This window comes from Neisseria musculi, assembly GCF_014297595.2.
GTDB lineage: Bacteria > Pseudomonadota > Gammaproteobacteria > Burkholderiales > Neisseriaceae > Neisseria > Neisseria musculi.
In genome coordinates, this window is record NZ_CP060414.2 from 1,445,769 (window position 1) to 1,472,303 (window position 26,535).

Genomic DNA, 26,535 nt, shown 5'->3' on the forward strand with positions numbered 1-26,535 from the left:
CAGCAGTTGAAAAAAACGGCTGCGGCAAAGCTTCGTAAAAAAACAAACAGCCGGTGGATATCGTGATGTTCAGACGGCCTGAGGCCGTCTGAAAACACACGCAACAGCGCCTGCGGTTCTACCTTTCAACCGAACCTGTTTTCCAGTCCCCACGGACAGGCCGGCGCTTGATTGCTGCCCGCTCGTGCAGTTTGCGGCGGCGTGCCTGCCGAAAAAAACAGAGATAAGCAGAAACCGCGCTGCTGTGCAAACATCGCAGGCAAACGGGTTTGCCCAAACCGACACCCCGATCTTGACACCCCGATCTTTCAGAAGGCCTGCCCTTCCCGCTTTCAGACGGCCTGCCCGTGTGTGCGGCTTGCAGGGCGGCCGGTTGATGTTTGATACCGGCTGCCGGCTTTCTTCAGCCGCGATTCTGGCGGATAATCCCTACAGTCGGGCGGCGGCCGGCAGCGGCATGCGCCGTGTCCGGTAAACCGCCCCTGCGGGTTTGTCGGGCCGGGCTCTGCCAAAACGTTGGCGGCCTGCCGCAAAAGCATTCGGCGAAAGCCGCTTTTTAACTGAAATTGATTGAAATACTGTTTGAGGCCGTCTGAAAAATCTTTCGGGCGGCCGGCGGAAAATATTATGCAAACCCTGATCCAATCAGCACTGCACAAGCTTCAATCTGAAAAACGGCAGGCCGTTGAAGCCTACTGCGCCCGGCGGCAGGTGCCGGTGTTTTTCGAACGCCACACCCAGGCTGTCGAGCGCGCGCTGGCGGTATTGTGGACGGCGCTGTTCTCCGACAGCACGATGTGCCTGCTGGCCACCGGCGGTTTCGGGCGCGGCGAAATGTATCCTTATTCAGATGTGGATTTGGCGCTTGTGTCGCCCGAACCGCTCACAGAAAAACAGCAGGAAAAAGCCGGAATCTTTGTGCAGGCGTTGTGGGATATGCAGCTGGCACCTGCCGTGAAAAGCGGCAGCGTGGAAGAATTGTGCGAAAGTGTATGCGAAGACATCACCGGCGATACCGCTTTTCTTGAGGCGCGTTTTCTGTTTGGCAACCATGATTTGGCCAAGCAGCTTTTGCAGCAACTAGACTTGCAGCGCGACACTTCTGCCTTTATCGAAGCCAAAATGCTGGAAATGCAGCAGCGGCACGCCAAATCGCAGGGTTCGGGCGCGCTGCTCGAGCCCAACATCAAAACCTGCCCCGGCGGCCTGCGCGACATCCACACCATGCTGTGGCTGGCGCGGGTGCAGGGCTTGGCTATGCCTTTAACCACGCTGATTTCGCAGGGTGTGGTCACCCGCCCCGAAGCCGTTATGCTGCTCAACAGCCATAAAAAACTGGCCGCTATCCGCATCGATCTGCATCTGGCGGCAGGCCGCAGTGAAGACAGGCTGATTTTCGACCTGCAAACCCAGGTGGCCGAAAACATGGGCTGGCACGATGACGAGCACCGTATCAAAAGCGAAAAGCTGATGCGTGTGTTTTACCGCGCCGGCAAAACGGTGATGCAGCTCAACGGGATATTGCTGCCGATGCTGCGCGGGCGCGTGTATTCGCAGGCCGGCCGCATCGTCTGCCGCATCGACGACGACTATTACCAAGTGGGCAACCAACTGGCGGTGTACGACAAAAAACTGTTTACCCGCCGCCCCGAGCATCTGTGGAAAGCAATCGGGATTCTGCAGACACGCAAAGACATTCTCACACTCGCCCCGAAAACCCTGCGCAACTGGTGGGCGGCTTCGCGCAAAATCAACCGCGCATTTTACGGCAACCCTGAAAACCGCCGCCGCTTCGCCGGTTTTTTCAAGCACGGCGAAGGGCTCACCCATGTGATGCGCTTTCTCAATCTCTACGGCGCGCTCGAACGCTATCTGCCGGCGTGGGGAAAAATCGTCGGCCTGCTCCAACACGACCTGTTCCACATCTACCCTGTTGACGACCACATCTTAACCGTGCTGCACAATATGCGCCGCCTGGCGATGGATTCGCGCAGCCACGAGCTGCCGTTTGCCTCGGCGCTGATGCACGCATTCGAAAAACAACATATTCTCTATCTGGCCGCCCTGTTTCACGACATTGCCAAAGGGCGCGGCGGCGACCATTCGATAGAAGGCGTTGCCGATGCCCGCCGCTTCGCTGCCGACCATTTTCTCAGCAAAGAAGAAAGCAGCCTTTTGGCCTGGCTGGTAGAAAACCATCTGCTGATGTCGGCAGTGGCGCAGAAAGAAGACATTCAAGACCCCGATGTTATCGACAGCTTCTGCGAGCGCGTGGAAACACAAGAGCGGTTAACTGCGCTTTACCTGCTGACCGTTGCCGACATACGCGGCACCAACCCGAAACTGTGGAACAGTTGGCGCGCCGGCCTGCTGGAAAACCTGTTTCACGCCGCCGCCCGCCGCCTGGCCGGCGAAAGCGGCAGCCGCACTGTGGTTGTGGGCCGCCGCCGGCAAGGTGCGGCCGACCAGCTTACCCGCGCCGGCACGCCCGAAAAGCAGCAGCGCAAACTCTGGCAGGCGCTGGGCCCGGCCTATTTCGTGCGCCACGAACTGCGCGAAATCCTCTGGCACACCGCCAATCTCGTCCACCAAACCGAAGCCCCGCAGGTGCGCAGCCGCATTCTGCCCGACAGCGGCACGTTGGAAGTGATGGTGTTCATGCCCAACCAACCGCGCCTGTTTGCCCGCCTGTGCCGCATCTTCAGCCGCCACAGTTTCGATATTCTCGCCGCCCGCGCTTTTGTAACCGAGCACGGCTATATTCTCGACACCTTTATCGTGCAGCTGCCGCCCGGGCGCGCCGCCGCCGATTATCCCAACGTGCAGAGTGCGCTCGAAGCCGAAATCAACAACTTCATCCACGGCTGCGACACCACCGCCGGACACACCGCCTGCGGCATCCGCAGCCGCCGCAGCCGCCACCTGCCCATCGCCCCGGGCGTGCACCTGAGCGCCGAGCAGGATTCCCCGGGCTGGTACACGCTCGAAATCGTGGCCGTAAACCGCCCCTATCTGCTGGCCGATATTGCCGAAGTGCTCTCCGAACAGGAAATCAGCCTGCGCTACGCCAAAATCGCCACCCTCGATGAGCGCGTGGAAGACAGCTTTGTGCTGTTCAGCCCGCATCTGGAAAACCCGAAAAAACAGCTTGCCTTGAAGCAGGCACTGCTGGCGCAGTTATCGGCCTGAGTGTGGGAGCCGAAGGGCTGTTTTTGCCGGGGTTAGACAAAATCTGTTCAGGCCGTCTGAAACCTTCAGACGGCCTGAATGAATGCACCCCGTTTCCGTTACGGCAGGGGTTGCGCCCGGCCCAAACAAAACGGTGTTGCCGCCGCATCGGCAGCAACGGAACCGGCTCCGCAATCTTTGCGGCGCCTGCGGTTTGCCGCCCTACGCAAAAAACAAGGCAAACCCACATCACGGAAAGGCCGGGCTTCGGAAAAACCGTTCAGGCCGTCTGAAACCTTTCAGACGGCCTGAACGAATCCGCTTCATTTCTGTTGCGGCACGGTGCGCTCGGCTCAAAACGAACGGCCTTGCCGCCGAACCGCGGGCCCCATGCTCTTTATACTGCCTGCGGTTGCTGCCCCGCCGAAAATAAAGCAAATCCACGGTAACCGGCAAATAAACGGTTTCAGTTTTATCAACCGGCTCCCCAAGTTTTCAGACGGCCTGTGCCGTTAATCGGCCCAATGCTTTTTCTTGGAAGTTTTGCCGATGCCGGGGTTGAAACTGTTGGTGGGGTCGAGTTTGCGGTAAAACTGCTTGAGCGCGGGTTGGGCTTCGTATAGGTGGCCGACATTGTGTTCGGCGGGGTATTGTGCGCCGCGTTGGTCGAGCAGGCGCAGCATTTCGTGTTCCAATGCCTGGCAGTCGTGGCCTTTTTTCACGATGTAGTCTTGGTGGAACACGTGGCACATAAAGTGGCCGTAATAGAGTTTGTGGCTGATTTTATTGTCGATTTCAGGCGGGAGTTGCTCAAACCAATCGTTATCGTTGCGGCGCAGGGCGATATCGAGGGCAACGATGTCTTCCACTTCTTTGCTGTGTACGGCGCGGTAGCGCACGGCGGCGGAAGCAACGGCAAAGCGGTGCAGCATGGCGGCTTGGGTTTCTTCGGGGCTGCACTCGAAATAAGCGCCTGATTTTCCGTTGAAATAGTCTTTCAGAAAGGCGCGCGCTTCTTCCACGCCTGCGCCGCCCATTTTCAGAATCAGATGGTGTTCGAAGCGGTTGCGGTAGTCGCGCAGGGATTGCGGCAGGTGTTCGGGCAGATATTTGCCGGCAAACTGCAGGGCTTTGTCGCTGAAATGGGTGGGCAGAATGCCGATCTTTTTGCCGAAGCGGTCGATTTTGGCTTTGAAGGCAAACAGTTGCGGCAGGCGGTGGGTGCCGAATTTTTTGATTGTCCAAAAGGTGTCTTTGCCGTATACCGCCGCTATATCGAAAGCATCGCGGTGGATATACTCGCCGGAAACGGGTAGGTTTTCGAATTCGGCCAGCACGGCGCGGCGGATGGCGGTAAGCTCTTCGGTGCGGTTGGTGCCGATATAGAACACGGCGGTGTGTTTTTCGAGAGGAAAGGTGTCCAGGCGCACGGCAAACACCATCAGTTTGCCCGCGCAGCCCGAGGCTTCGTAGTGGCGCGCCGGGTCGGCATTGAAGCGGGCGGCGCTGGGTTCGTCAATCTGGCGCACATGGTTGCAGTAGGCATGGTCGTGGCCTTTGCCGGCATCGGGCGTGATGTCTTTCTGCTGATAATGATGGCCTTGCAGGTTGGTGAGGATTTCTTCGGGCGTGCTGCCCAAATCGATGCCCAAATGGTTGATAAGATGCAGTTCGCCGTTTTCGTCTAATTGGGCAAACAGCGCCATTTCGGTGTAGGCCGGCCCGCGCTGCACCAGCGCGCCGCCGGAGTTGTTGCACACGCCGCCGAGCACCGATGCGCCGATACACGATGAGCCGATAACCGAGTGCGGCTCGCGCCCTAAGGGCTTGAGCAGCAGCTCGAGCTGGTTGAGCGTGGCACCGGGCAGGCAGACGACTTGTTCGTTGTTGTTGATGGGGCGGATGATGTTCATGCGCAGGGTGTTAACAATCACGATGTCGCGGTCGTAACCGTTGCCGTCCGGCGTGGATCCGCCGGTGAGGCCGGTGTTGGCGGCCTGCGTGAGCACAATAACGTCAGCCGCCACGCAGGCTTGCAGAACTTTCCACTGTTCCAGCAGCGTGCCCGGCCGCACCACGGCCAGCGCGCGGCCTTCGCCGAAGCGGTAGCCTTGGCGGTAGGGTTCGGTTTGGGCGGGATCGGTGATGATGTGGGGCGTGCCGACAATGTCGGTTAAGGTTTGCAGTAGTTGTGTGGCAGTCATGGCGGCGGGCTTTCCGGGGGATTGAAAATGGCAAGTTTGCAGTTTTTTTGGGGTTGGGTCAAATAGGGTTTTGAAACCTTTCGTTGAATGCGTTGAAACAGCCGAAAGGCCGTCTGAAAACCGGTTGCGGGCTTTCAGACGGCCTGTTTTCAATATTTCAATAAATGTTGTGCCTCAGCGTTTGCCATCCTGCCGCCAAACCTGCCACAGCAGCAAACCGGCGGCGGCGAAGATGCGGTGTTTCCAGCTTAAGGGCAGCAGCAGGCTTTTCCAAAGCAGGCTTTGCGGGGGCGCATTGTCGGCCAGGCTGAGAACCGTATTGAACCCGGTGTCGATCATGTTTTTCCGTTCCCGCGCCCGCTGCATTTTCAAACGTGCGGCGGTGATTTTCAAGCGCGCCAGCTCGGCCTGCATTTCTAACAGTTTACGCTCTTCATTTTTGGAGGCCATCGCTTTTTCCTTCCTTGTTCTGCACCATGCCGCGCAGACAGGCAATATCCTGCTGCATCTCGCGCAATGTGGCGGCCACTTGTGTGTTTTTGTTTTTCCACGATGAAAGCGACCATGCGGCCAAAACTGCAATTGCCAACAGGCTGCAGACAGACAAGCCGAAAAACACCCAGATTTTGGCTTCGTTGCTCAAAACGTGGTTCAACCCCAACAGCAGGCTGATCATGCCGAACGCAAACAATGCGCCCATCAGCACCACGGCGGCAAAAATCCTCACAATTACGGCAGCTTGGCCGCCCACATCCAGTTGCAGCATACGCAGGCGCAGCAGAAATAAATCTACGCCCCGGTTCAGCAATACTTGGAAATGGTCGATGCGTTGTTTCAAGTTCATGGCTGTCTCTTTGGTGGTTGCAGGCCGGCCGCAATGCCTGCCGGTGAATGGAGAATAACACAAAAAGGCCGTCTGAAAAGGTTTCAGACGGCCTCGGCTGCTGTGTTAGCGGCGGTTGAGCAATACGCCCACCACCAAGCCGGCCAAGGCGGCAAAACCCATCGCATAATAGGGTTTTTCCTGTACCAGCTCATCGGCTTGTTTGGCAGTATGCTTCACTTTGCGGGCGGCCTGCTCTTCAAAATCATACAGCTTGGTTTTGGCCGCGCTCAATTTGTCTTGCAGTTTGGCTTTCAGGGCTTTGGCTTCTTCGCTGCCGCTTTCCACGCCCTCTTGGTATAACTCTTCTACATCATTGAGTACGGAGCGGATTTCTTTCATCAATGCTTCTTTTTGCTGCTCAAAATCGTGTTTCATAAAGCCTCCTTGCAGGTTTTCGGTTAAAAAAGGGTTACAGCGTAATCCCATATAAGGCTGAAATACATATATTCAACAGTATATAGCGAAATTGCCGGCTGCTTTAAAAAAATGGGCTTTCCGCCCATTCCGCCGTGCGCGGTTTATCCCGCTGTTTAAAAGGTGTATAGTTTAAAAGGTGTATAGTAGTATCGGACAAGCCGTCTGAAAACTTTTTCATTTTACTTTAAAGAAAAGATAAAACAGCTTCCCAACCTCAACAGGAGATGAATCATGACTCAAACCGTACAAGGCTATGCAGCCCATTCGCACGACACCCCGCTGGAGCCTTTCAGCTTCGAACGCCGCGATCCGCGCCCGGACGATGTGGTAATCGATATTCTTTACACCGGTGTGTGCCACAGCGATTTGCACACCGCCCGCAACGACTGGGGCTTTACCACTTATCCCGTGGTTCCCGGCCACGAAATCGTCGGCCGCGTAACCGCCGTGGGCAGCGGAGTGGATAAATTCAAAGTGGGTGATTTGGTGGGTGTAGGCTGTTTGGTCGACAGCTGTCGCGAATGCGAACCGTGCCGCAACCATTTGGAGCAATATTGCGACAACGGTTTTGTCGCCACTTACGACTCCACCGACAAACACGACGGCCTGCGCACCTACGGCGGTTACTCGAAAAGCATCACCGTGAGTGATGCTTTCGTGCTTAAAGTGCCCGAAAACCTCGACACCAAAGCCGTGCCGCCGATTTTATGCGCCGGCATTACCACATGGTCGCCGCTGCGCCGTTGGAAAGTGGGCAAAGGCAGCAAAGTGGCGGTGGTCGGCCTCGGCGGTTTGGGGCATATGGCCATCAAACTCGCGCACGCTTTGGGTGCGGAAGTGAGCCTGTTTTCCCGCAGCCCCGGCAAGGCCGATGATGCCTACCGTTTGGGCGCCGACAAGGTGATTTTGTCCACCGACAACGCACAAATGCAGGCTGCCGCCAACCAGTTTGATTTGATTATCGACACCGTGCCTTACGAACACGATGTCAACCCCTATATGCCAACGCTGAAACTCGATGGCACATTGGTGTTTGTCGGCCTGGTGGGCGACATCACCCCCGCGCTTTCCACCATTCCGATGCTTTTCAAACGCCGCAACGTGGCCGGTTCGCTGATTGGCGGTCTGAAAGAAACGCAGGAGCTGCTCGACTTCTGCGGCGAGCATAACATTGTCTCCGATATTGAAGTGATTGATATGAAAGATATTAACGAAGCCTACGAGCGTATGCTGAAAAGCGATGTGAAATACCGTTTTGTAATCGATATGGCCACGTTGTAAGTTTTGCTTTGGTTTAATCGAAAGGCCGTCTGAATGTTTTTCAGACGGCCTGAATCTTTGCAAAAACATTTTCAGGCCGCCTGAAAGTGCTTTTTTAAACTGATTGGCTATCAAGCTCCGGTTAAATCGGCAAAGTCAAGCCGAATAAAAACCCCTTGCAAAAGCTGCAAGGGGTTGGCGGATACCAATACGGTTATTTGACGCGCATATCGCCGGTTTCAACGAAACGCTGGTGCCATGAGAGGGCTTCCAACAGCAAATGCGGTGTGTGCAGGCCGCCGGCTTTTTCGGCGCGGTCGAAATAATCGTTTAATTGGTCGCGGTATTCGGGATGGGCGCAGTTGTTGATAATCAGCTTCGCGCGCCGGCGCGGTGATTTACCGCGCAGATCGGCCATGCCTTGCTCGGTTACGATAAACATCACATCGTGCTCGGTGTGGTCGTGGTGGGAAACCATCGGCACGATGCAGGAAATCGCACCGTCTTTGGCTACCGAGGGCGACACAAAAAACGAGAAGAAGGCATTGCGGGTGAAATCGCCCGAGCCGCCTATGCCGTTCATCATTTTGGTGCCCATCACATGGGTGGAATTCACGTTGCCGTAAATATCGGCTTCAATCATGGCGTTCATGCCGATGATGCCCAAGCGGCGGATAACTTCGGGGTTGTTGGTGTATTCCATCGGGCGCAAAATGATTTTGTCGCGCAGAAATTCGATGTTGTCGTTAAAGCGTTGCAGCGCATCAGGGCTGAACGAGAGGGCTGTGGCGGAAGCCGATTTCATTTTGCCGGCGATAATCAAATCGAGCATACCGTCCTGCAGCACTTCGGTATAACCGGTCAGATCATCAAACGGGGCATCCAAGAGACCGGCCAATACGGCATTGGCCACGTTGCCCACGCCGGATTGCAGCGGCAGCAGGTTTTTCGGCAGGCGGCCGGCTTTGACTTCATGCGAGAAGAAATCGATGATTTGTGCGGCGATACGTTTGGAGTTTTCATCTGGATCGGCGAATTTGCTGTTGCGGTCGCCGCTCTCGGTGAGCACTACGGCAACGATTTTATCGGTATCGCATTCCAAATAAGGCGAGCCGATGCGGTCAAACGGGCCGGTAATCGGAATGGGTTTGCGGTGCGGCGGCACGCCGATGTCGTATGCAATATCGTGCATACCCTCGAGCTTGGCATTTTGGGCGGCATTCACCTCCACAATCACTTTCTTGGCCGCTTTGACCGCCTCATTCATATGGCCGATGCCCATGGCGGGAATGATTTTCCCATCGGCAGAAATGCCCGCTGCCTCAATCACGGCAACATCGAAATCCCCATAAAAACCCTGGCGCATCTGCTGTTCCACATGCGATAAGTGCATATCTTGATAGGCGGTGTTGCCGGCGTTGATGCTGTTGCGGATGCCGGGGTCGGATTGGAACGGGTTGCGGAAGCTCACGCAGTTTGCCGCAGCCAACACCCCATCGCACTCGGGAGCGGTGGAAGCCCCGGTAATCATACTGATGGCAAACGCTTCGCTGCGGGCATGGGCGGCTTTGGCACGCTCTGCGATGGCGGTGGGCAATGCTTTGGGGTAGCCGGCGCCGGTAAAACCACTGACGGCAACGGTCATGCCGTTGTGTATAAATTCAGCGGCTTGCTCGGCCGGCATGATTTTGGCGCGCAGGCCTTCGTGTTGTACGCGTTCTGCTGCATAGGCAGTCATGGGCATCTCCTCTTGGAAATGGAAACCGCTTTCCCGGTTATCCGGAGCGGTTCCGTTAAACATTCAATAATATGGCGCTTGGAAAAACGGCAGTCATGTAGTGCGGCGTAGCCGGCTCATTGAGCAATATATAGCAAAGGTTTTACTGTGTAAAGAAGGCTTCAGCCGCCGGCCGAAAGAGGCTGAAAACCCATTGAAATGAAATCATAAAATGCCGGCGGGGGAGATTGCGCAAAAATGCCGGGAGACAGCGGACACCCTTCATTTCCGTTACCAGGCCGTCTGAAAGTTTTCAGACGGCCTTTCGTTTAACCCTGCCCTTACCCCTGCCCTGCCTGGCAGATTTTCACCCGACAGCCCTGCCTTGCCGAGATGAAACGCGTCTATCCGCAGGCCGGGGGCCGGCTCCCGCGCCCGAGTGTTTCCAATGCCTGTTTGACCTCGGCGGTTTCTTTCAATGTGCGGATGCGCGAAAACCACTCTCCGGCTTGAGGGTAAACGTGTTTCATCATGCCCAGCCATTGTTTCAGACGGGCAACGGGATATTTGCTGCCGGCTGCTTTGGCGGTGCACAAATCGAAAAACAGCCGAATCCAGCCGGCGATTTCGGTGAAATCTGCTTCCTGTGCGCTGCCGTTTTGCCCGTATTGCTTAATCTGCCGCGCCAAATCAGGGCGCATCACTGCGCCGCGGCCGAGCATAACGCTTGTGCAGCCGCTCACGGTGGTAATGTCGAGATAGTCTTGCAGGGTAAACACATCGCCGTTGGCGGTAACGGGCACGCTGACGCTGTTGCGGATTTTTCTTATCCATTCCCAATGCGCGGGCGGTTCGTAGCCTTCTGTTTTGGTGCGGGCGTGTACGGTGAGGCCGCAGGCGCCGCCTTCGGCAATGGCCTGTGCGCATTCGATGGCGCGGGTTTTGTCTTCGAAACCCAAACGCATTTTGGCGGTGAGCGGGATGTGTGCAGGCAGGCGCTCGCGCAGGGTGCACACGATGTGGTAAATCAGTTCGGGCTCATTCAGCAGCACCGCGCCGCCTTTGTGTTTGTTGACGGTGGGGGCGGGGCAGCCGAAATTGAGGTCGATTTTGCCGGCGCCGAAACGCACGGCTTCTAAGGCATTTACCGCCATATTGGCGGCATCGCTGCCTAAAAGCTGCACGGTGCAGGGCACGCCGGCGGGCGTGAGATTGCGGTTGGCCATTTCGGGGGCGTATTTCAGCCAGGTGGGTCGGGAGTGGACGGTGTGTGTGATGCGCACAAATTCGCTCACGCATTCATCGAAACCGCCGATGCGGGTTAATAGGTCGCGCATCACGTCATCAATCAAGCCCTGCATGGGCGCGAGAATCAGCTGCATAGAGATTGGCCGTCTGAAAAAATGCATTGTATAGTAAACGGCCCGGGATAATACAGCATTGCCGGGCGCGGGCTTTAAAGACAATGCTTGCGCAACCGCGGATGCGCCAACAAAACTGTTGTTGTGTTTGCTCGTTTTGGCTTGGCGGCCTTGTTTCATTCTGTGTTGTTTTACCGCCATGCGGAAAAACCTGCAGCGGGTTTGAACATAAAGGCGGCGGCCCTGCCTTGCCGCATTTTCCGTTCCGCTGCCTTGAGTTTGTTTGGACGGATTCACGATGAGTGTTTTCAGACGGCCTGAGGCCTTTGCAAAACTCATTCAGGCCGTCTGAAATATTCAACCATCGTCATTCGTCATTCCTGTGCAGGCGGGAATCCGGTCATTTTTTTACATAAGCTATTGAAATAAAATAATTAATGTCTTTAAGACTGGATTCCGCCTGCGGAAGGAGGAGCGCAGCGGACTTGCGAAGCTAATAATAACGGAACTTAAGCATTTCAGACGGCATTAAGGGCATGCCTGCAAAGCTCCCGGTCTGTTGAATTTTGCCGAAACCGTAACATAACGGCCGAACACGACAGGGTGTCCGGCCGTTATGTTACAGAGAGAAAACGTTTCACACGGGGTTCATAAAATTCTCGATTTCTTCCAGGCTGATTTCCGGTGTGGCGCCGTGATACGATGCCACCAGCGCGCCCAGCGCGCAGGCGAACGAAACGGCTTCCTGCGGCGGGGCGTTGTCAAGCAGTTTGTAAGTGAAGCCGGCCAGGAAGCTGTCGCCGGAGCCTACTGTGTCGGCCACTTTCACGCGGTAGCCGCAATGCCGGAAAAATTCGCCGTTTTCAAAATAAATCGCACCGTGGCTGCCGAGGGTAACGCAAATACGGGGCGTGCCGCTCAGTTTGGCGAGAAACAGGATGTTTTGCTCGATGGAATTGTGTTTGGAACCGTAGGTTTTCGACAATTCGTATAATTCGTCATCGTTGAGTTTGATCAGATCGGCTTTTTTCATCATTTCGAGCAGACGACCGGTGTCGTAGTGCGGTGGGCGCAGATTGACATCGAAAATTTTGAATTTGGCTTTTTCTGCCAACCGTGCAAGCGTGTTGCGGGAAACTTCATCGCGGGTAGAAAGGCTGCCATAGATGAAAACATCCGACTCTGCCACGCGCTGCAGGGCGGCTTCTTCCACTTGGATTCTGTCCCATGCGCAGGGATAAACGATTTCGTAAGATGCACTGCCGCAGGCATCAAGATGCACTTTCACCAAGCTGGTGGCTTGGTCTTTGCACACTTGCAGCAAATCGGTATTCACGTTTTTGCTTTCAATCTGGCGCAAAAGCTCTTCGCCGTCTGCATCATCGCCCCGGCTGCTGATCATGGCAGTGTCGGCACCGAGCGAGCACAGGCGGACCAAGACATTAAGCGGCGCGCCGCCGAGTACTTTCCCGCTGGGAAAGTCGTCCCACAATACTTCGCCGAAACTGGTTACTTTCATCATGAATCTTCCTTGATTAACGATTTAGACAATTCCTCCAGCGGCACGCCTTTTGTTTCGGGCATCAGAAAGATAACGAACAAAAGCTGCAATACCATCATGCCGGTGAAAATCATAAATACGGCGCCGGCACCGATGGTGCCGAATAAAAACGGAATCATGGCCGGAATGGCTGCCGCCAGCACCCAGTGGGTAGAGCTGCCGAGCGACTGGCCTTGCGCGCGCAGGTGGTTGGGAAAGATTTCCGAAATAAACACCCAAATCACGGCACCTTGGCCGACAGCATGGGCGGCAATAAACAGGAAAAACAACAAAGGAACAATCTGCCCGCTCCAATTTTGCGAAAATGCCAAAGAAATCAACCCGAGCGAAATAATATAGCCGAAAGAGCAGATATACATTAAAGTGCGGCGGCCGAGTTTGTCGATCAACACCAAGCCGGTCAAGGTGAATACCAAATTAACCAAGCCTACGCCCACGCTGTTGAGCAGGGCGGCATTTTTCCCCAAACCCGCAATTTCAAAGATGCGCGGCGCGTAATACAGAAAAGCGTTAATGCCTGAAAATTGGTTGAAAAAGGCAATCAGAAAAGCCAGCAGAACGATAAAGCGGTATTTAGGCTGCCAAATGCTTTCGCTGCCGTGTGCGGCATCTTCCCTGCCCGCTTCGATCACACTGTCGATATCACGCCCGGGGTCGATTTTTTGCAGCACTTCGCGGGCTTCGCTGAAGCGGCCCTTCATCATCAGCCAGCGCGGCGACATCGGAACGGTACAGACCATTAAGGTGTAAATCAGAGCCGGCAGGGCTTCGATGCCGACCATCCAGCGCCATGCCGTGTCGCCCAACCCCATCTTGGCAAAGGCATAGTTGGATAAAAATGCCGCTAAAATGCCGAATACAATGTTGAATTGATACATGGCCACCAAGCGGCCGCGTTTGTCGGCAGGAGCAATTTCAGACACATAGGCGGGGGCGGCGATGGTGGAGGCACCGACACCCAAACCGCCGATAAAGCGGAAGAAGGCAAATGACCACGGGTCGGAAACCAATGCCGAGCCGATTGCGGATACGGTGTAGAGTATGCCGATAATAATCAAGGTTTTTTTCCGGCCCAGCGCATTGCTGGGCCAGCCGCCGAACAGAGCCCCGATTACCGTGCCCCACAGGGCGGAGGCCATCACCACATTGCCGTGAAAGAGGGAAGCACTGCCGAACAAGGTGTAATGCCCCCACATTTCGGAAAGGGATTTTTCGGCACCCGAAATCACAACGGTGTCGAAACCGAACAGAAAACCTGCCAGCGCCACCGTAACCGACCAAAAAAGAAGTTTGGATTGGCTCATAAAGCGTCCTTTTCTTTTGAAAATTAAAAGAATTGCCTCTGACAAAAGCTGCCTGAAGGAGCCGGCAGCCAATGAAAGCGTTTCCGAGCCGGATAAGGGGCGGCAACGCCTTGTTAAACTTCTGTTTTTCCGGTAAGTGGTTCGGCACAGGCCTGTGTGTAATATTATTATGCTTGATGTAATAAAACACAAAAAACACTGTGGCTATTATGTTTTAAAATTCTGTGGCGGACAAGCGTGCAAAGAGAACTTGTGCTTGAAGTTTGATTCACGGCAAAGCTCTGCAAAAAACCGTCATAACACAATAAGGCTGCGCATTAAGGCTTTGTTTTGCAATATGGTGCAAACATTTGCCGCGCCAAAGCATGGCGGCAGGCTAAATGTAATTAACTTACAAAATGGGTGAGCTATATCAATGAGGCCGTCTGAAACATTGCTATAATAACGTTGTTTAATTACTCGTTTCAGGTAGCAATATGAGCGATTTGTATCCGGAGCAGATTCTGCAGGCAACGGTTGAAAAAGGCGTAGCGAAGGCAAAAGGGCGTGCTTTCACTTTAAGCATTTTGGGCTTTTTGGGCGGCATGTATATTTCGCTGGGCTATCTGGCCTATATCCGCGTGGTGGGCGGGATGCCGCACGATTGGGGCAGTTTGGCAGTGTTTGTCGGCGCGGCGGTGTTCCCCATCGGGCTGGTGTGCATTCTGATAGGCGGCGGTGAACTGATCACCGGCAATATGATGGTGGTGCCGGTGGCGTGGCTGGCGAAGCGGATTTCTCTGGCGCAATGGGGGCGGAACTGGCTGATTGTTACGCTGGCCAACCTTGCGGGCGCTTTTTTTGTCGCATGGTTTTTCGGCCATTATGTCGGTTTGACCGAAGGCGGAGTGTTGGAAAAAACCATTTCGGCGGCCGAGAGCAAAGTGGCTGCAGATTTCGGCCGCGCGCTGGTGTCAGGCATAGGCTGCAACTGGATGGTGTGTATGGGCGTTTGGCTTTGCTACGGTGCGCACAGCTTTTCAGGCAAGATTCTGGGCATTTGGTTTCCGGTGATGATTTTTGTGTTAGTGGGCTTTCAGCACGTGGTGGCCAATATGTTTGTGATTCCCGCCGCGATTTGGGCGGGTGCCGATATTTCATGGGTGCAGTTCGGCTGGAACATGGTGTCGGTGTATTTGGGCAATGCTATCGGCGGTGCGGTGTTTGTGGGGGCGGTGTATTTCTACGCCTACCGCAGCAAGCTCGGTTTGAAGGCTTGAGCCCGTTTTAGAGGCCGTCTGAAACTTTCAGACGGCCTGCGGCCTTTGTAAACACACCAAATGCGGATGCAGTTCAAGGCGCAGCAGCGCAGGCATATCAGATAGACAGGCAAAGATAGGCAAACGGGCGGGCAGCACACAACGCAGAAATACGCCGCAAATGGTGTTTTTACCAAAGTTCCAGCCTTGTTTTGTGTACAATAACGGCTTTACCGTTTAACCGTTTTCAGGCCGTCTGAAAACAAAAAAAGGATTGATTGATATGAATATCCGCATCGGACAGGGGTATGATGTCCACCAACTGACCGAAGGCCGCAAGCTGATTCTCGGCGGCGTGGCCATTCCGTTTGAAAAAGGGCTGCTCGGCCATTCGGATGCCGATGCGCTGCTGCACGCCGTTACCGATGCGCTGTTGGGCGCGGCGGGTTTGGGCGATATAGGCAGCCATTTTCCCGATACCGCCGCCGAGTTTGAAAATGCCGACAGCCGCGTGCTGCTGCGCGCAGCCTATCAAAGCGTGCAGGCGGCAGGCTGGCGGGTGGTGAATGTGGACAGCACCATTATCGCCCAGCAACCCAAGCTCGCCCCGCATATTCCTGCCATGCGCGCCAATCTCGCCGCCGATTTGGGTTTGGACGAAACAGCAGTAAATATCAAAGGCAAAACCAACGAAAAACTGGGCTATCTGGGCAGGCAGGAAGGCATAGCAGCGCAGGCCGCCGTGTTGTTGCAGGCCGTCTGAAAAAGCGGATACTGCGCGGTTGGGTAAAAACTGTTACCATGTTTGCAGACAGCAAACCAAAATCAAAACGGTATCAAGCGCAGAAGCCTCAGGGCAGCAACATCGTACGGAGCCGGTTCTGCCGCCGTTTCAGCGGCTTGCAAAGCCGTTTTCTTTGCACCGGGGCAGTGCCGTATCGTTTTTATTTTGGCTTATATAATGTTCAACCCGTTTCATTTCTGATGGAGAGAAACAGCATGGCATCACAAGACGAACTCAAACGCATGGCTGCCGAAAAAGCCGTAGAGCTTGTAAACGAAAACGAATATATCGGCATCGGCACCGGCACCACCGTTAATCTGTTTATCGAAGCGTTGGCAAAAAGCGGCAAAAAAATCAAAGGCGCCGTTTCCACCTCGAAAGGCACTTCGGAGATGCTGGCGCGTTACGAAATCCCCGAGGTGCAGATGAACGAAGTGTCGCACCTGTCGCTTTATATTGACGGCGCCGATGAGGTGAACCACTCGCTGCAAATGATTAAAGGCGGCGGCGGAGCGCATCTCAACGAAAAAATCGTGGCCAGCATTGCCGACAAATTCGTGTGTATTGCCGATGAAAGCAAATACGTTTCGCGTTTGGGCAAATTTCCGCTGCCGGTGGAAGTGATTCCGATGGCGCGTTCCATGGTTTCACGCAAATTGGTGGCTTTGGGCGGCCAGCCCGAGCTGCGCATGGGTTTCATCACCTTCAACGGGCACCAGATTGTCGATGTGTACGGCTTGAATATCACGCTGCCGGTTACGCTTGAAGACGAAATCAACAAAATCCCCGGTGTGGTGGAAAACGGCCTGTTCGCCCGAAATGCCGCAGATGTGCTGGTGTTGGGCACCAAAGAGGGCGCGAAAGTGATGGTGCCGGGCTAATCCGCAGCAACAGTTGCAACAAGGCCGTCTGAAAAACAAGGTTTCAGACGGCCTTATATATTGCGCGGCAACAATATTGCAACTTTTTCCGTTTTGCCGCACTTCTGATATTGCTCAATATCCAAGCTGTTTTACAGTTTTCATCTTTTGCGAAAAAGCGTAAGATTAACTTTGCTTTTTCTACAGTTTTCCTCCCACATTTCAGAAAGGTAGCATCATGTTTTTCGACAAAATCGAAGCCGCGCCGGCCGACCCGATTCTGGGTTTGGGCGAGGCATTCAAAGCCGAAACCCGCAGCGGCAAAGTGAACCTGGGCATCGGTGTATATAAAGACGCCCAAGGCAGAACCCCGATTGTGAAAGCCGTGAAAGAAGCAGAAAAACGCCTCTTGGAAACCGAAAACACCAAAAACTACCTCACCATAGACGGCGTGGCCGACTATAACGAGCAAACCCAAATGCTGCTCTTCGGCGCCGACAGCGAAATCATCGCTTCCAAACGCGCCAAAACCGCGCAAAGCTTGGGCGGTACCGGCGCACTGCGCGTAGCCGCCGAATTCATCAAACGCCAAACCGGCGCCAAAAACGTGTGGATTTCCGCGCCCACCTGGCCCAACCACAACGCCATTTTCAAAGCCGTGGGCATCAATATCCGCGATTACCGCTATTACGACAAAACCGCCCACTCTCTCGACTGGAGCGGCCTGATTGAAGATTTGGGCCGGGCCGAAGCGGGCGATGTGGTGCTGCTGCACGGCTGCTGCCACAACCCCACCGGCATCGACCCCACGCCCGAACAATGGGAAACTTTGGCCAAAATGTCGGCCGAAAAAGGCTGGCTGCCGCTGTTCGACTTCGCCTACCAGGGCTTTGCAGACGGCCTCGAAGAAGATGCCTACGGCCTGCGCGCCTTTGCCAAACTGAATAAAGAGCTGCTGGTGGCCAGCTCGTATTCCAAAAACTTCGGCATGTATAACGAACGCGTGGGCGCATTTACCATCACAGCTGCCGATGCCGAAACCGCCAACCGTGCCTTCAGCCAGGTGAAAGCCATCATCCGAACCCTGTATTCCAACCCCGCTTCACACGGCGGCGCCACCGTGGCGATGGTGCTGAAAGACGAAGCCCTCAAAGCGCAATGGATTGCCGAACTTGACGAAATGCGCACACGCATCAAAGAAATGCGCCGGCAGTTTGTGGATTTGCTGCAAGAATACGGTGCCGGGCAGGATTTCAGCTTCATCGTGAAACAAAACGGCATGTTTTCGTTTTCGGGCTTAAGCCCCGAACAGGTTGACCGCCTGAAAGACGAATTTGCCATTTATGCCGTGCGCAGCGGCCGCATCAACGTGGCGGGCATCACCGCCGACAATATCCGCTATTTGTGCGAAAGCATTGTGAAAGTGCTGTAACGCGGTTTGAAACACACAAGGCCGTCTGAAAACAGTTTCAGACGGCCTTATATATTGCACCCCAAAAAAAGGGGGGGTATTTTTACACTTTTTCTTTAAACCTACTACCCTGCCCTACGGGTTTTCGCTCGGCAGTTCTGCTTCGCTGAGCGGCTCGATAAACCAGATGTTTTTGCAATAATCCTGAATCGAGCGGTCGGAAGAGAAATAGCCCATGTTGGCAATATTGATTAATGCCGAACGCCGCCATTTGGCCGGGTTGCTGTAGTGTTTGTCGGCACGTTCCTGTGCTTCGATATAGCTGCGGAAATCGGCGGCAAGCTGGTAGTAGTCGCCAAAGCCGTGCATCACGTTGCTGTAGCGGCTGTGCTCTTCGGGCGAGAAGGTGCCGGTGGACACTTGTTTGATAACGCGGCGCAGGTCGCTGTCTTGCTCGAGATAAACAAACGGATCGTAGCCTTCGCGGCGCAGGGCTTCCACCTGCTCGACTGTGTTGCCGAAAATGAAGATGTTGTCTTCTCCCACTTTCTCGAGAATTTCTACATTGGCACCGTCAAGCGTGCCGATGGTGAGCGCGCCGTTGAGGGCGAATTTCATGTTGCCGGTGCCGGAGGCCTCGGTGCCTGCCAGTGAAATCTGCTCGGAAAGGTCGGCTGCTGGGATGATAATCTGCGCCAGGCTCACGCTGTAGTTGGGGATAAACACCACTTTGATTAAGTCGCGGATGCGTTTGTCGTTGTTGATCACCGCCGCCACATCGTTAATCAGGCGGATGATGCGCTTGGCCGCCACATAGGCCGATGCGGCTTTGCCGGCAAAGATAAACACGCGCGGCTGCCAGTTGGCATCGGGGTTTTCGAGAATTTTGTTGTAACGGTCGATGATGTGCATCACATTCAGGGCTTGGCGCTTGTATTCGTGGATGCGTTTGATCTGCACATCAAACATGGCCTGCGGATTAACCTTGATGCCCAGCTCTTTTTCGATGTAGTCGGCCAGGCGCTGCTTGTTGGCCTGCTTCACTTCGGCAAATTCTGCCTGCACTTCGGGGTCGTCCGCCAGCCCGTTGAGTTTGGCGAGGTGATCCAAATGCAGGCGCCAATCTTGCTCTCCGAGAGTTTTATCCAAAAACTTGGTCAGCGGGCGGTTGGCCACGGCAATCCAGCGGCGGGGGGTTACACCGTTGGTTACGTTGGTGAAGCGGTCGGGGAAAATTTTGGCGAAGTCGGCGAAAATCGAGGTTTTCATCAAATCGGAGTGGATTTTGGCCACGCCGTTCACGCGGTGGGAACCCACCACCGCCAGCCATGCCATGCGCACGCGGCGGCCGTTTTCTTCATCGATGATGGAAACACGGCGGATCAGGTTGGGGTCGGTTTTGCCGATGGCGCGCAACGCGTCCAAAAACTGCTCATTGATTTCAAAAATGATGTCGAGATGGCGCGGCAGCAGGCGGCCCATCAAATCTACCGGCCAGGTTTCCAACGCTTCGCTCATCAGGGTGTGGTTGGTATAGGAAAACACGCGGCAGCTGATGCCCCAGGCCTCTTCCCAATCCATGCTTTCTTCGTCCACCAAAATGCGCATCAGCTCGGGAATCGCCAAAACAGGGTGGGTGTCGTTGAGATGGATCACCACTTTGTCGGCCAGGTTTTTGAGGTTGTGGAAACGGCATTTGTGGCGGGCAATGATGTCTTGAATCGATGCCGACACCAAGAAATATTCCTGCTTCAGGCGCAGCTCCCGGCCGCTGTCGGTGGAATCGTTGGGATAGAGCACGCGCGAGATGTTTTCGTCTTGGGTTTGTCCGCGCATGGCGGCGAAATAGTCGCCCTGGTTGAAATTGGCCAAGTCGAAAGTATCGCCCGCGTGCGCCGTCCACAGGCGCAGGGGGTTGGCCACGTTGCCGCCGTAGCCGGGAATCACTTCATCGTAGGCCAGCGCGGTGATGTGTTCGGCAGGTTCCCAATATTTGATGCTGCCGCTGCCGCACACCCGTCCGCCGAACGACACGGGATAACGTTTGGCAGGGCGGGCAAACTGCCACTGCATATCGTGATCCAGCCACAAATCGGGTTTTTCAATCTGCTGGCCGTCAACGATTTCCTGCTTGAACATACCGTATTGGTAGCGGATGCCGTAGCCCACGGCCGGAATGCGCAGCGTGGCCATCGAATCGAGAAAACAGGCGGCCAGCCGGCCCAGGCCGCCGTTGCCCAGGCCGGGGTCTTCTTCCTGCTCGCACACATCGGCAAAATCCAGCCCCAACTGCTCGAACGCTTCGTTAAACACATCATAAACGCCTTCGTTAATCAGTGAATTAACAAACGAGCGCCCCATCAGAAATTCCATCGAAAGATAATAAACCATGCGCTTGCCGTGGTCTTCGTGGCTGCGGCGGGTTTTCAGAAAACTCTCGGTAACCAGGTCGCGGGCAGCAAACATGGCGGCGTTGAGCCATTCCTGCGGGGTGGCGTTGCGGGGATCGACACCCAGAATAAAAATCAGCTTATACACAATGGCGCGGCGCACAAAATCGGCGTCGGGCTTGGGCATGGCATATTCGTATTCGGGCAGGGGGAGCTTGGAAATCATAAATCAAACCTTTTATATCAAAACTTAAATCATTGTTCCTGCGGGCAATTGTAAGGCCGTCTGAAACGCGCTGACAAATTTTCCCATATAAAAATGCCGATTATGCCCACCCGGCATTGAAACTGTTGGTAGTGGGCAACCGGCATTTCTGTTGTTGGACAAACCAACCCGTCAGCCCCGCAGGCTGCGGTAGCAGGCATCGTAGCTTTCAGCGGCTTTGTGCCAGCCGAAATCCTGCGCCATCGCCTGCCGCCGCACGGCCGGCCAGGCACGCGGTTTGCGCCACAGTGAAAGCGCGTTTTCCAGCGCGCCGCCCAATGCGCCTGCGGTCGGCTCGTCAAACACAAAACCGGTGGCAGTTTTATTTTTCAGCGTTACTTCATCGGTTTGCACCACGGTGTCGGCCAGCCCGCCGGTGCGGCGCACCAAGGGCAGCGTGCCGTATTTCAGGCCGTAGAGCTGGGTGAGGCCGCAAGGTTCGAAACGGCTGGGGATCAGAATCACATCACCGCCGCCTACCAATTGGTGCGCCAATTCTTCGTTATAGCCGATATACACGCCTACCTGCTGCGGATACTGCTCGGCCAGCCGCACAAATGCCTGCTCCAGCTCGGGCGCGCCGCTGCCGAGCAATACAAACTGCAAATCCGGGTTGGCGGGCAGCTTTTCGTGCAGCGATTCGAGCAGGAAATCTGCCCCTTTCTGCGGGGTAAGGCGCGATACCATCACGGTGAGCAGGGCTTTTTCATCGGCATTCAAAGCGAAAAACTGCTGGAGGGCTTTTTTGCCCGCTTTCTTGCCCTGCATGGCTTTGGGGTGGAAAGGCTTGGGCAGCGCGGCATCGGTTTGCGGGTTCCAAACCGCATCGTCCACGCCGTTGAGCACGCCGCTCAAGCGGCCCTGCTGCCTGCGGGTATCCAGCAGCCCCGACAACCCGCCGCCGGCCGGCTCGCGGGTGATTTCATCGGCATAGGTGGGGCTGACGGTGGTAACGTGGCCGGCGTAAAACAGGCCGGCTTTCAAAAACGAAATCTGGCCGTGAAACTCCACGCCGTCCACATGGAACATCTCCCACGGCAACCCGATTTCGCCCAAGTGTTTCGACTGAAACATGCCCTGATAGGCAATATTGTGGATGGTAAACACGCTCTTGATATAGGCGTTCCATGCGTTGAGATAGGCCGGCGCCAAACCGGCCTGCCAATCGTGCGCGTGAAGCACATCCGCCCTGCCCCACAAACCATCGAGGCCGGTGGCCACGGCAGCGGCCGCCCAGCCGAGTATGGCAAAGCGGATCACATTGTCGGCATAGTCGAAATAATGCTCGTTGTGGTAAGGGTTACCCGGGCGGTCGTAAAGATGCGGCGCATCAATCAGATACAGCCCCAGGCCGCGATAGTCGGCATAACGTATCTGCACGCTGCCGCCGAAGGTGTCGCGCACGGCCACCAAGGCGGCATCGGGCAGCACATCGCGCACATGGCGGTAATAAGGCAGGATAACGCGCACATCGTGCCCCTGCGCTTTCTGCGCAAACGGCAGCGAACCCAGCACATCGGCCAGCCCGCCGGTTTTGATCAGGGGGTAAAGCTCTGAAGCGGCATGTAGAATTTTCATAAACAGATTCCTAGAGATAAATTTTTAAAGCAGCGCGTATGGTTCAGACGGCCTGCGGTGCAATGCCTGCAAGCAGGCCGTCTGAAAGCTGCGGCCTTAGGGGCGGGTTCTGCCTGCTGACGCGGCATCAAGGCCGTCTGAACACGCTTAATATTGCTGCCCCTGCGGTGCGGTATGCGCCTTAGGCTGCCTTGCGGGCAGTTCGGCGGGGCAATGCGCTTTTTTCGGTTTTCAGACGGCCTGCGCTGAAAAGCCTGCAATCAGGCCGTTGGGGTGAAAACCGCATCAAGGCCGTCTGAAAATCCTATGTTCAGGCTGTGAAAATCACATCAGGCCGTCTGAACCCATGCCCGCCCTTTCAATGCGGCGTTCAAGCCGTCTGAAAGCCTGTACGCCTCAGGTGGGTTTGTCAGGCCTGCGGGTGCGGTATGGCAGCCGTCTGAACTGCTGCCTGCCTTGGAAAGGCCGCTGCTCTTGCGGTGCATCTGAACACCCATCAGCCCTTGCGGCGCAGCATTCAGCTTCGGGCTACCGTTTGGGCGGCTCGGCAGGCTGCGCGGTTTTTTCGGTTTGTGTTCAGACGGCCTGCGCTGAAAAGCCTGCAATCAGGCCGTTGGGGTGAAAACCGCATCAAGGCCGTCTGAAAATCCTATGTTCAGGCTGTGAAAATCACATCAGGCCGTCTGAACCCATGCCCGCCCTTTCAATGCGGTATTGCGCCTTGCAGCGTTAAGGCCGTCTGAAAGCGGCGGCACAGGGTGTTGCCGTCTGTGCCGCCTGCCGGCAGGTGCGGTTATGCCCGCTCCAGCATGGCAGGTGTTACCAGCACGACGTTGCCGCCGGAGCTGATGCGGAAGCGTTCGGCATCTTCTTCGCGGTTTACGCCGATAACGGTGTTGTCGGGTATCACGCAGTTGCGCTCGATGATGCAGTTTTTCAGATGGCAGTTTCTGCCGATATGCACGCCCGGCAGTATCACGGCCGAATCAATCACCGAACCGCTGTTTACGGTTACGCGGTCGAATAAAACCGATGAGGTGATTTGGGCATCGGTGATCAGGCAGCCGCCGCCCACCAGAGAGTTGTCGAGCGTGCGGCAGTCGGTGTTTTTATAGAAAAACTTGGCCGGCATCGGCTGAGTGGGCAGGCCGATAACCGGCCAGTTGCGGTCGAACAGGTTGAGCTGCGGGTGTTCGGTAACCAAGTCCATATGGGCGCGCCAGTAGCTGTCGAGCGTGCCGACATCGCGCCAGTAGATGCTGCCCTCGGCGTTGCGCCCCATGCACGAACGCTCGAACGGGTGGGCGTAAAGCACGCCGTCTTCAAGTGCGCGCGGGATGATGTCTTTGCCGAAATCGTGGTGGGTGTGTTCGTTTACCACTTCTTCTTCGAGCGTTTGGTAGAGATAGTCGGCATCAAACACATAAATGCCCATCGAGGCGAGCGAGTGGTCGGGCTTTTCGCGCATGGCGGGCGGGTTTTCGGGCTTTTCGACAAATTCCTGCACCTTGAGATTTTCGTTCACGGCCATAATGCCGAATTCTTTGGCTTCGCTGCGTTTCACTTCGATGCAGCCCACCGTGCATTTGGCACTGCTGTAGATATGGTCGCGCAGCATCTGCATATAGTCCATTTTATAGATGTGGTCGCCGGCAAGTATCAGCACATATTTGGGTTTGTAGTGCTCTTTCATAATCGGCACGTTCTGCCACACGGCATCGGCGGTGCCTCGGTACCACATGCTTTCGTCTATCTGCTGGCGCGCGGGCAGCATATCGACAAACTGCCCGCGTTCGCGCGGCATAAACGACCAGGCGTGCTGAAGGTGGCGCAGCAGCGAGTGGGCTTCGTATTGGGTGATCACGCCGATTTTGAGCAGGTTGGAGTTCAAACAGTTCGACAAAGTGAAGTCGATGATGCGCCAGTTGCCGCCGAAATAAACGGCAGGCTTGGAGCGGCGGTCGGTCATTTCGTGCAGGCGCGAACCGCGCCCGCCGGCCAGAATCAATACCAGGGTGCTTTTGGCAATGTCGGTGTTGTGCAGCATACGCTCAGGCTCGTAAGACAGGGGTTTTTCTTTGTGGTTGCTCATAGAGGCTCTCCAATGCGTGAAAAAATCCAAATGCCCATATCGGCTACGGTGCATTCGGGCGGGGAAACTTCGGCCTGCGAGGGGGCGAGGCGGCAGCCCCAACCGCCATCGGGCAGGCGGTAGGTTTGCGGGCTGCGCTTGGCGTTCACCAGCAGCAGCCACCGGTTGTCTATCAATATCTGCATCGATTTGGTTTCGCGGTTTTCCCAATCGCGGCCGTCCATATCGCGGCCGTCTGAAGCCAGCCAGCGCACGCGCTCTGCGCTCCACCATACGTCTTCGTTCAGCAGGCCGGTTTCGCGGCGCAGCGCCAGCAGGTTTTGCACATAGCGTTCCAAATCTTCATCGCGCGATGCCCAATCGATCCAGGTGGTTTCGTTATCCTGGCAATAGCCGTTGTTGTTGCCCCTCTGGCTGTTGCCGGATTCATCGCCGCCCAGCAGCATGGGCGTGCCGTTGGCCAGCAGCAGCGAAGCCAGCAGGGCTTTGGCGGTGTATGCCCTGGCCCGAACAACGGCAGCATCATCGGTTTCGCCTTCTATGCCGTGGTTCCAGCTCAGATTGTGGCTGTGGCCGTCGCGGTTGCCTTCGCCGTTGGCTTCGTTGTGTTTGTGGTTGTAGCTGAGCAGATCGCGCAGGGTGAAACCATCGTGGGCGGTGATAAAGTTTACGCCTGCCGAGGGGCGTTTGCCGCTGTGTTGAAAAATGTCGGAAGAGCCGGCCAGCCGCTCGGCAAATGCGCCGAGATTGCCGCTTTCGTGCACCCAAAACGCGCGCATATCATCGCGGAAACGGTCGTTCCATTCGGCAAACGGGTAGGGAAACTGCCCCAACCGGTAGCCCCCGGCGCCGATGTCCCACGGCTCGGCAATCAGTTTGCGCCCCGCCAAAACGGGGTCTTGCGCCAGCGCCTGGAAAAACCGCCCGTGTGAGTGGAAATCCGGTTCGCACCCCAACACCGTGCCCAAATCGAAGCGGAAACCATCAATGTGGAACGCTTCCACCCAATAGCGCAGGCTGTCCATCACCCAGCGGGTAACGTGGGTTTGCGACACTTGCAGGGTGTTGCCGCAGCCCGTCCAGTTGCAGTATCCGTTACAGGTCATCCAATACCATGAGGGGTTGTCGATGCCGCGCTGGCACAGCATCAGCCCGGTTTCCAGATCCTGCTCGGCGGTGTGGTTGTAAACCACGTCTAAAATCACTTCGATGCCGGCCGCGTGCAGGGCTCTGACGGCGCGGCGCAGCTCATCGGCGGCATTTTGCGGGTCGGCGGCATAGCGCGGTTCAACGGCAAAATGCGAATAGGTGTTGTAGCCCCAATAATTCACCAAACCGCGTTTTTGCAGGTGGAATTCATCGAGATGCAGGTGCACGGGCAGCAACTCCACGGCGGTGATGCCCAAATCTTTCAGACGGCCTATTACCCGTTTATCGGCCAGTGCGGCATAGGTGCCGGCATCGGGCAGGCCGGGCATCAGTTTGGTGAGGCCTTTGGCATGGGCTTCATAAATCACCGTTTGCGCCCACGACACATCGGGGAAGGCATCGCCCTGCCAGTCGAACCCGCCCTCGCCCGTTACCACGCTTTTGGGCGCAACGGCGGCATTGTCGCGCGCATCGTCATAACGGAACCATGCCGACTCTGCTTCGCTGCGGTAGTGCGCGGTGCCTGCCACCGCTTTCGCATAGGGGTCGAGCAACAGTTTCTGCGGGTTGAAAAACAGCCCCGATGACGCATCGGCAGCACCGTGCACGCGGTAACCGTAACGCTGCCCTTCTCCCACGCCTTCGGCAAAACCGTGCCAGATATGGCCGCTGCGGGCAGGCAGCAGCAGGCGGGTTTCGCCGCCGTGTTCGTCAAACAGGCAAAGCTCTACCTTGCTTGCGTGTGAAGAAAACAGCGCGAAATTGGTGCCGTCTGCCTTAAGGCTTGCGCCCATCGGATAAGGCAGGCCGTCTGAAAGAGTACAAACAGATTGCGTATGGTTCATTTCTATACCGTTTCGGATAAACCGTGCTGTCTTGTTTCAGACAAC

General features: G+C 55.7%; 20 protein-coding genes and 1 pseudogene. 7 read left to right on the forward strand and 14 right to left on the reverse strand.

All coding sequences use genetic code 11. From position 1 onward, the window contains the following. Positions 1-627: 627 nt before the first annotated feature. Both glnD and H7A79_RS07680 read left to right on the forward strand, forming a co-directional pair. The gene (gene glnD / locus H7A79_RS07675; RefSeq protein WP_187001566.1) at positions 628-3,189 is read left to right on the forward strand and encodes a [protein-PII] uridylyltransferase; all 2,562 of its coding nucleotides are present in this window, start codon (positions 628-630) and stop codon (positions 3,187-3,189) included. Positions 3,190-3,267: 78 nt separating this feature from the next. Further along, the gene (locus H7A79_RS07680) at positions 3,268-3,480 is read left to right on the forward strand and encodes a hypothetical protein (RefSeq protein WP_187001567.1); all 213 of its coding nucleotides are present in this window, start codon (positions 3,268-3,270) and stop codon (positions 3,478-3,480) included. Between the two features lie 200 nt (positions 3,481-3,680). On the opposite strand, the gene dld is transcribed toward H7A79_RS07680, so the two are convergent. The 4 genes from dld to H7A79_RS07700 form a co-directional block, all read right to left on the reverse strand. After that, positions 3,681-5,372, reverse strand: a complete 1,692-nt coding sequence (gene dld, locus H7A79_RS07685) for a D-lactate dehydrogenase (RefSeq protein ID WP_135033718.1) — start codon at positions 5,370-5,372, stop codon at positions 3,681-3,683. A 174-nt stretch (positions 5,373-5,546) separates the two neighbouring features. Further along, a complete protein-coding gene (locus H7A79_RS07690; RefSeq protein ID WP_187001568.1) occupies positions 5,547-5,822 on the reverse strand; it encodes a hypothetical protein in 276 nt (91 codons plus the stop codon). Next, a complete protein-coding gene (locus H7A79_RS07695) occupies positions 5,806-6,216 on the reverse strand; it encodes a phage holin family protein (RefSeq protein WP_135033716.1) in 411 nt (136 codons plus the stop codon). The genes H7A79_RS07690 and H7A79_RS07695 overlap by 17 nt, the downstream gene beginning before the upstream one ends. A 105-nt stretch (positions 6,217-6,321) precedes the next feature. Then, on the reverse strand, positions 6,322-6,633 hold the full coding sequence (locus H7A79_RS07700) for an ElaB/YgaM/YqjD family protein (protein WP_135033715.1): 312 nt from the start codon (positions 6,631-6,633) through the stop codon (positions 6,322-6,324). Between the two features lie 273 nt (positions 6,634-6,906). Between H7A79_RS07700 and H7A79_RS07705 the strand changes: the two genes are divergently transcribed. Next, entirely contained in the window at positions 6,907-7,956 is a 1,050-nt protein-coding gene (locus H7A79_RS07705) for an NAD(P)-dependent alcohol dehydrogenase (protein WP_135033714.1), read from the forward strand. A gap of 193 nt (positions 7,957-8,149) precedes the next feature. On the opposite strand, the gene scpC is transcribed toward H7A79_RS07705, so the two are convergent. The 4 genes from scpC to H7A79_RS07725 form a co-directional block, all read right to left on the reverse strand. Next, a complete protein-coding gene (scpC, locus tag H7A79_RS07710; RefSeq protein WP_187001569.1) occupies positions 8,150-9,673 on the reverse strand; it encodes a succinyl-CoA:acetate CoA-transferase ScpC in 1,524 nt (507 codons plus the stop codon). Between the two features lie 383 nt (positions 9,674-10,056). Then, positions 10,057-11,034: a tRNA dihydrouridine synthase gene (locus tag H7A79_RS07715; protein ID WP_187001654.1), complete on the reverse strand. Its 978-nt coding sequence runs from the start codon at positions 11,032-11,034 to the stop codon at positions 10,057-10,059. Positions 11,035-11,650: 616 nt separating this feature from the next. Then, positions 11,651-12,532 carry a carbohydrate kinase family protein gene (locus H7A79_RS07720; protein ID WP_187001655.1) on the reverse strand — a complete coding sequence of 294 codons (882 nt, stop codon included), beginning with the start codon at positions 12,530-12,532 and terminating at the stop codon, positions 11,651-11,653. After that, positions 12,532-13,878 carry a sugar porter family MFS transporter gene (locus H7A79_RS07725; protein WP_187001570.1) on the reverse strand — a complete coding sequence of 449 codons (1,347 nt, stop codon included), beginning with the start codon at positions 13,876-13,878 and terminating at the stop codon, positions 12,532-12,534. Before H7A79_RS07725 ends, H7A79_RS07720 begins: the two co-directional genes overlap by 1 nt. 476 nt (positions 13,879-14,354) lie before the next feature. On the opposite strand from H7A79_RS07725, the gene H7A79_RS07730 reads away from it, so the two are divergent. Continuing rightward, on the forward strand, positions 14,355-15,137 hold the full coding sequence (locus tag H7A79_RS07730; RefSeq protein ID WP_187001571.1) for a formate/nitrite transporter family protein: 783 nt from the start codon (positions 14,355-14,357) through the stop codon (positions 15,135-15,137). 27 nt (positions 15,138-15,164) lie between these two features. Here H7A79_RS07730 and H7A79_RS07735 read toward each other — a convergent pair. Then, positions 15,165-15,297, reverse strand: a pseudogene (locus tag H7A79_RS07735) (lipoprotein signal peptidase). Between the two features lie 102 nt (positions 15,298-15,399). On the opposite strand from H7A79_RS07735, the gene ispF reads away from it, so the two are divergent. From ispF to H7A79_RS07750, 3 genes are all read left to right on the forward strand, one after another. Further along, positions 15,400-15,879: a 2-C-methyl-D-erythritol 2,4-cyclodiphosphate synthase gene (gene ispF / locus H7A79_RS07740; RefSeq protein ID WP_135033702.1), complete on the forward strand. Its 480-nt coding sequence runs from the start codon at positions 15,400-15,402 to the stop codon at positions 15,877-15,879. A 236-nt stretch (positions 15,880-16,115) separates the two neighbouring features. Next, entirely contained in the window at positions 16,116-16,781 is a 666-nt protein-coding gene (gene rpiA / locus H7A79_RS07745) for a ribose-5-phosphate isomerase RpiA (RefSeq protein WP_135033700.1), read from the forward strand. Positions 16,782-16,998: 217 nt separating this feature from the next. Beyond that, complete coding sequence (locus H7A79_RS07750; RefSeq protein WP_187001572.1) at positions 16,999-18,192, forward strand: amino acid aminotransferase; 1,194 nt, start codon at positions 16,999-17,001, stop codon at positions 18,190-18,192. A 114-nt stretch (positions 18,193-18,306) separates the two neighbouring features. Here H7A79_RS07750 and H7A79_RS07755 read toward each other — a convergent pair whose 3' ends face one another. From H7A79_RS07755 to glgX, 5 genes are all read right to left on the reverse strand, one after another. Continuing rightward, positions 18,307-20,787, reverse strand: coding sequence for a glycogen/starch/alpha-glucan phosphorylase (locus H7A79_RS07755; protein WP_187001573.1), 2,481 nt, complete (start codon positions 20,785-20,787; stop codon positions 18,307-18,309). Positions 20,788-20,958: 171 nt separating this feature from the next. Further along, positions 20,959-22,404, reverse strand: a complete 1,446-nt coding sequence (gene glgA / locus H7A79_RS07760) for a glycogen synthase GlgA (protein ID WP_186999860.1) — start codon at positions 22,402-22,404, stop codon at positions 20,959-20,961. 329 nt (positions 22,405-22,733) lie between these two features. Further along, entirely contained in the window at positions 22,734-23,009 is a 276-nt protein-coding gene (locus H7A79_RS07765; protein ID WP_135033695.1) for a hypothetical protein, read from the reverse strand. Between the two features lie 188 nt (positions 23,010-23,197). Further along, on the reverse strand, positions 23,198-24,496 hold the full coding sequence (gene glgC / locus H7A79_RS07770; protein WP_246407820.1) for a glucose-1-phosphate adenylyltransferase: 1,299 nt from the start codon (positions 24,494-24,496) through the stop codon (positions 23,198-23,200). Then, positions 24,493-26,490 carry a glycogen debranching protein GlgX gene (gene glgX / locus H7A79_RS07775; protein ID WP_246407822.1) on the reverse strand — a complete coding sequence of 666 codons (1,998 nt, stop codon included), beginning with the start codon at positions 26,488-26,490 and terminating at the stop codon, positions 24,493-24,495. The genes glgC and glgX overlap by 4 nt, the downstream gene beginning before the upstream one ends. Between the last annotated feature and the right edge of the window lie 45 nt (positions 26,491-26,535).

Excerpts from the sequence above, each read along its gene's own strand:
- glnD (WP_187001566.1), top strand. The coding sequence starts at position 628 with ATGCAAACCCTGATCCAATCAGCACTGCACAAGCTTCAATCTGAAAAA.
- H7A79_RS07680 (WP_187001567.1), top strand. The coding sequence starts at position 3,268 with ATGAATGCACCCCGTTTCCGTTACGGCAGGGGTTGCGCCCGGCCCAAA.
- dld (WP_135033718.1), bottom strand. The coding sequence starts at position 5,372 with ATGACTGCCACACAACTACTGCAAACCTTAACCGACATTGTCGGCACG.
- H7A79_RS07690 (WP_187001568.1), bottom strand. The coding sequence starts at position 5,822 with ATGGCCTCCAAAAATGAAGAGCGTAAACTGTTAGAAATGCAGGCCGAG.
- H7A79_RS07695 (WP_135033716.1), bottom strand. The coding sequence starts at position 6,216 with ATGAACTTGAAACAACGCATCGACCATTTCCAAGTATTGCTGAACCGG.
- H7A79_RS07700 (WP_135033715.1), bottom strand. The coding sequence starts at position 6,633 with ATGAAACACGATTTTGAGCAGCAAAAAGAAGCATTGATGAAAGAAATC.
- H7A79_RS07705 (WP_135033714.1), top strand. The coding sequence starts at position 6,907 with ATGACTCAAACCGTACAAGGCTATGCAGCCCATTCGCACGACACCCCG.
- scpC (WP_187001569.1), bottom strand. The coding sequence starts at position 9,673 with ATGACTGCCTATGCAGCAGAACGCGTACAACACGAAGGCCTGCGCGCC.
- H7A79_RS07715 (WP_187001654.1), bottom strand. The coding sequence starts at position 11,034 with ATGCAGCTGATTCTCGCGCCCATGCAGGGCTTGATTGATGACGTGATG.
- H7A79_RS07720 (WP_187001655.1), bottom strand. The coding sequence starts at position 12,532 with ATGAAAGTAACCAGTTTCGGCGAAGTATTGTGGGACGACTTTCCCAGC.
- H7A79_RS07725 (WP_187001570.1), bottom strand. The coding sequence starts at position 13,878 with ATGAGCCAATCCAAACTTCTTTTTTGGTCGGTTACGGTGGCGCTGGCA.
- H7A79_RS07730 (WP_187001571.1), top strand. The coding sequence starts at position 14,355 with ATGAGCGATTTGTATCCGGAGCAGATTCTGCAGGCAACGGTTGAAAAA.
- ispF (WP_135033702.1), top strand. The coding sequence starts at position 15,400 with ATGAATATCCGCATCGGACAGGGGTATGATGTCCACCAACTGACCGAA.
- rpiA (WP_135033700.1), top strand. The coding sequence starts at position 16,116 with ATGGCATCACAAGACGAACTCAAACGCATGGCTGCCGAAAAAGCCGTA.
- H7A79_RS07750 (WP_187001572.1), top strand. The coding sequence starts at position 16,999 with ATGTTTTTCGACAAAATCGAAGCCGCGCCGGCCGACCCGATTCTGGGT.
- H7A79_RS07755 (WP_187001573.1), bottom strand. The coding sequence starts at position 20,787 with ATGATTTCCAAGCTCCCCCTGCCCGAATACGAATATGCCATGCCCAAG.
- glgA (WP_186999860.1), bottom strand. The coding sequence starts at position 22,404 with ATGAAAATTCTACATGCCGCTTCAGAGCTTTACCCCCTGATCAAAACC.
- glgC (WP_246407820.1), bottom strand. The coding sequence starts at position 24,496 with ATGAGCAACCACAAAGAAAAACCCCTGTCTTACGAGCCTGAGCGTATG.
- glgX (WP_246407822.1), bottom strand. The coding sequence starts at position 26,490 with ATGAACCATACGCAATCTGTTTGTACTCTTTCAGACGGCCTGCCTTAT.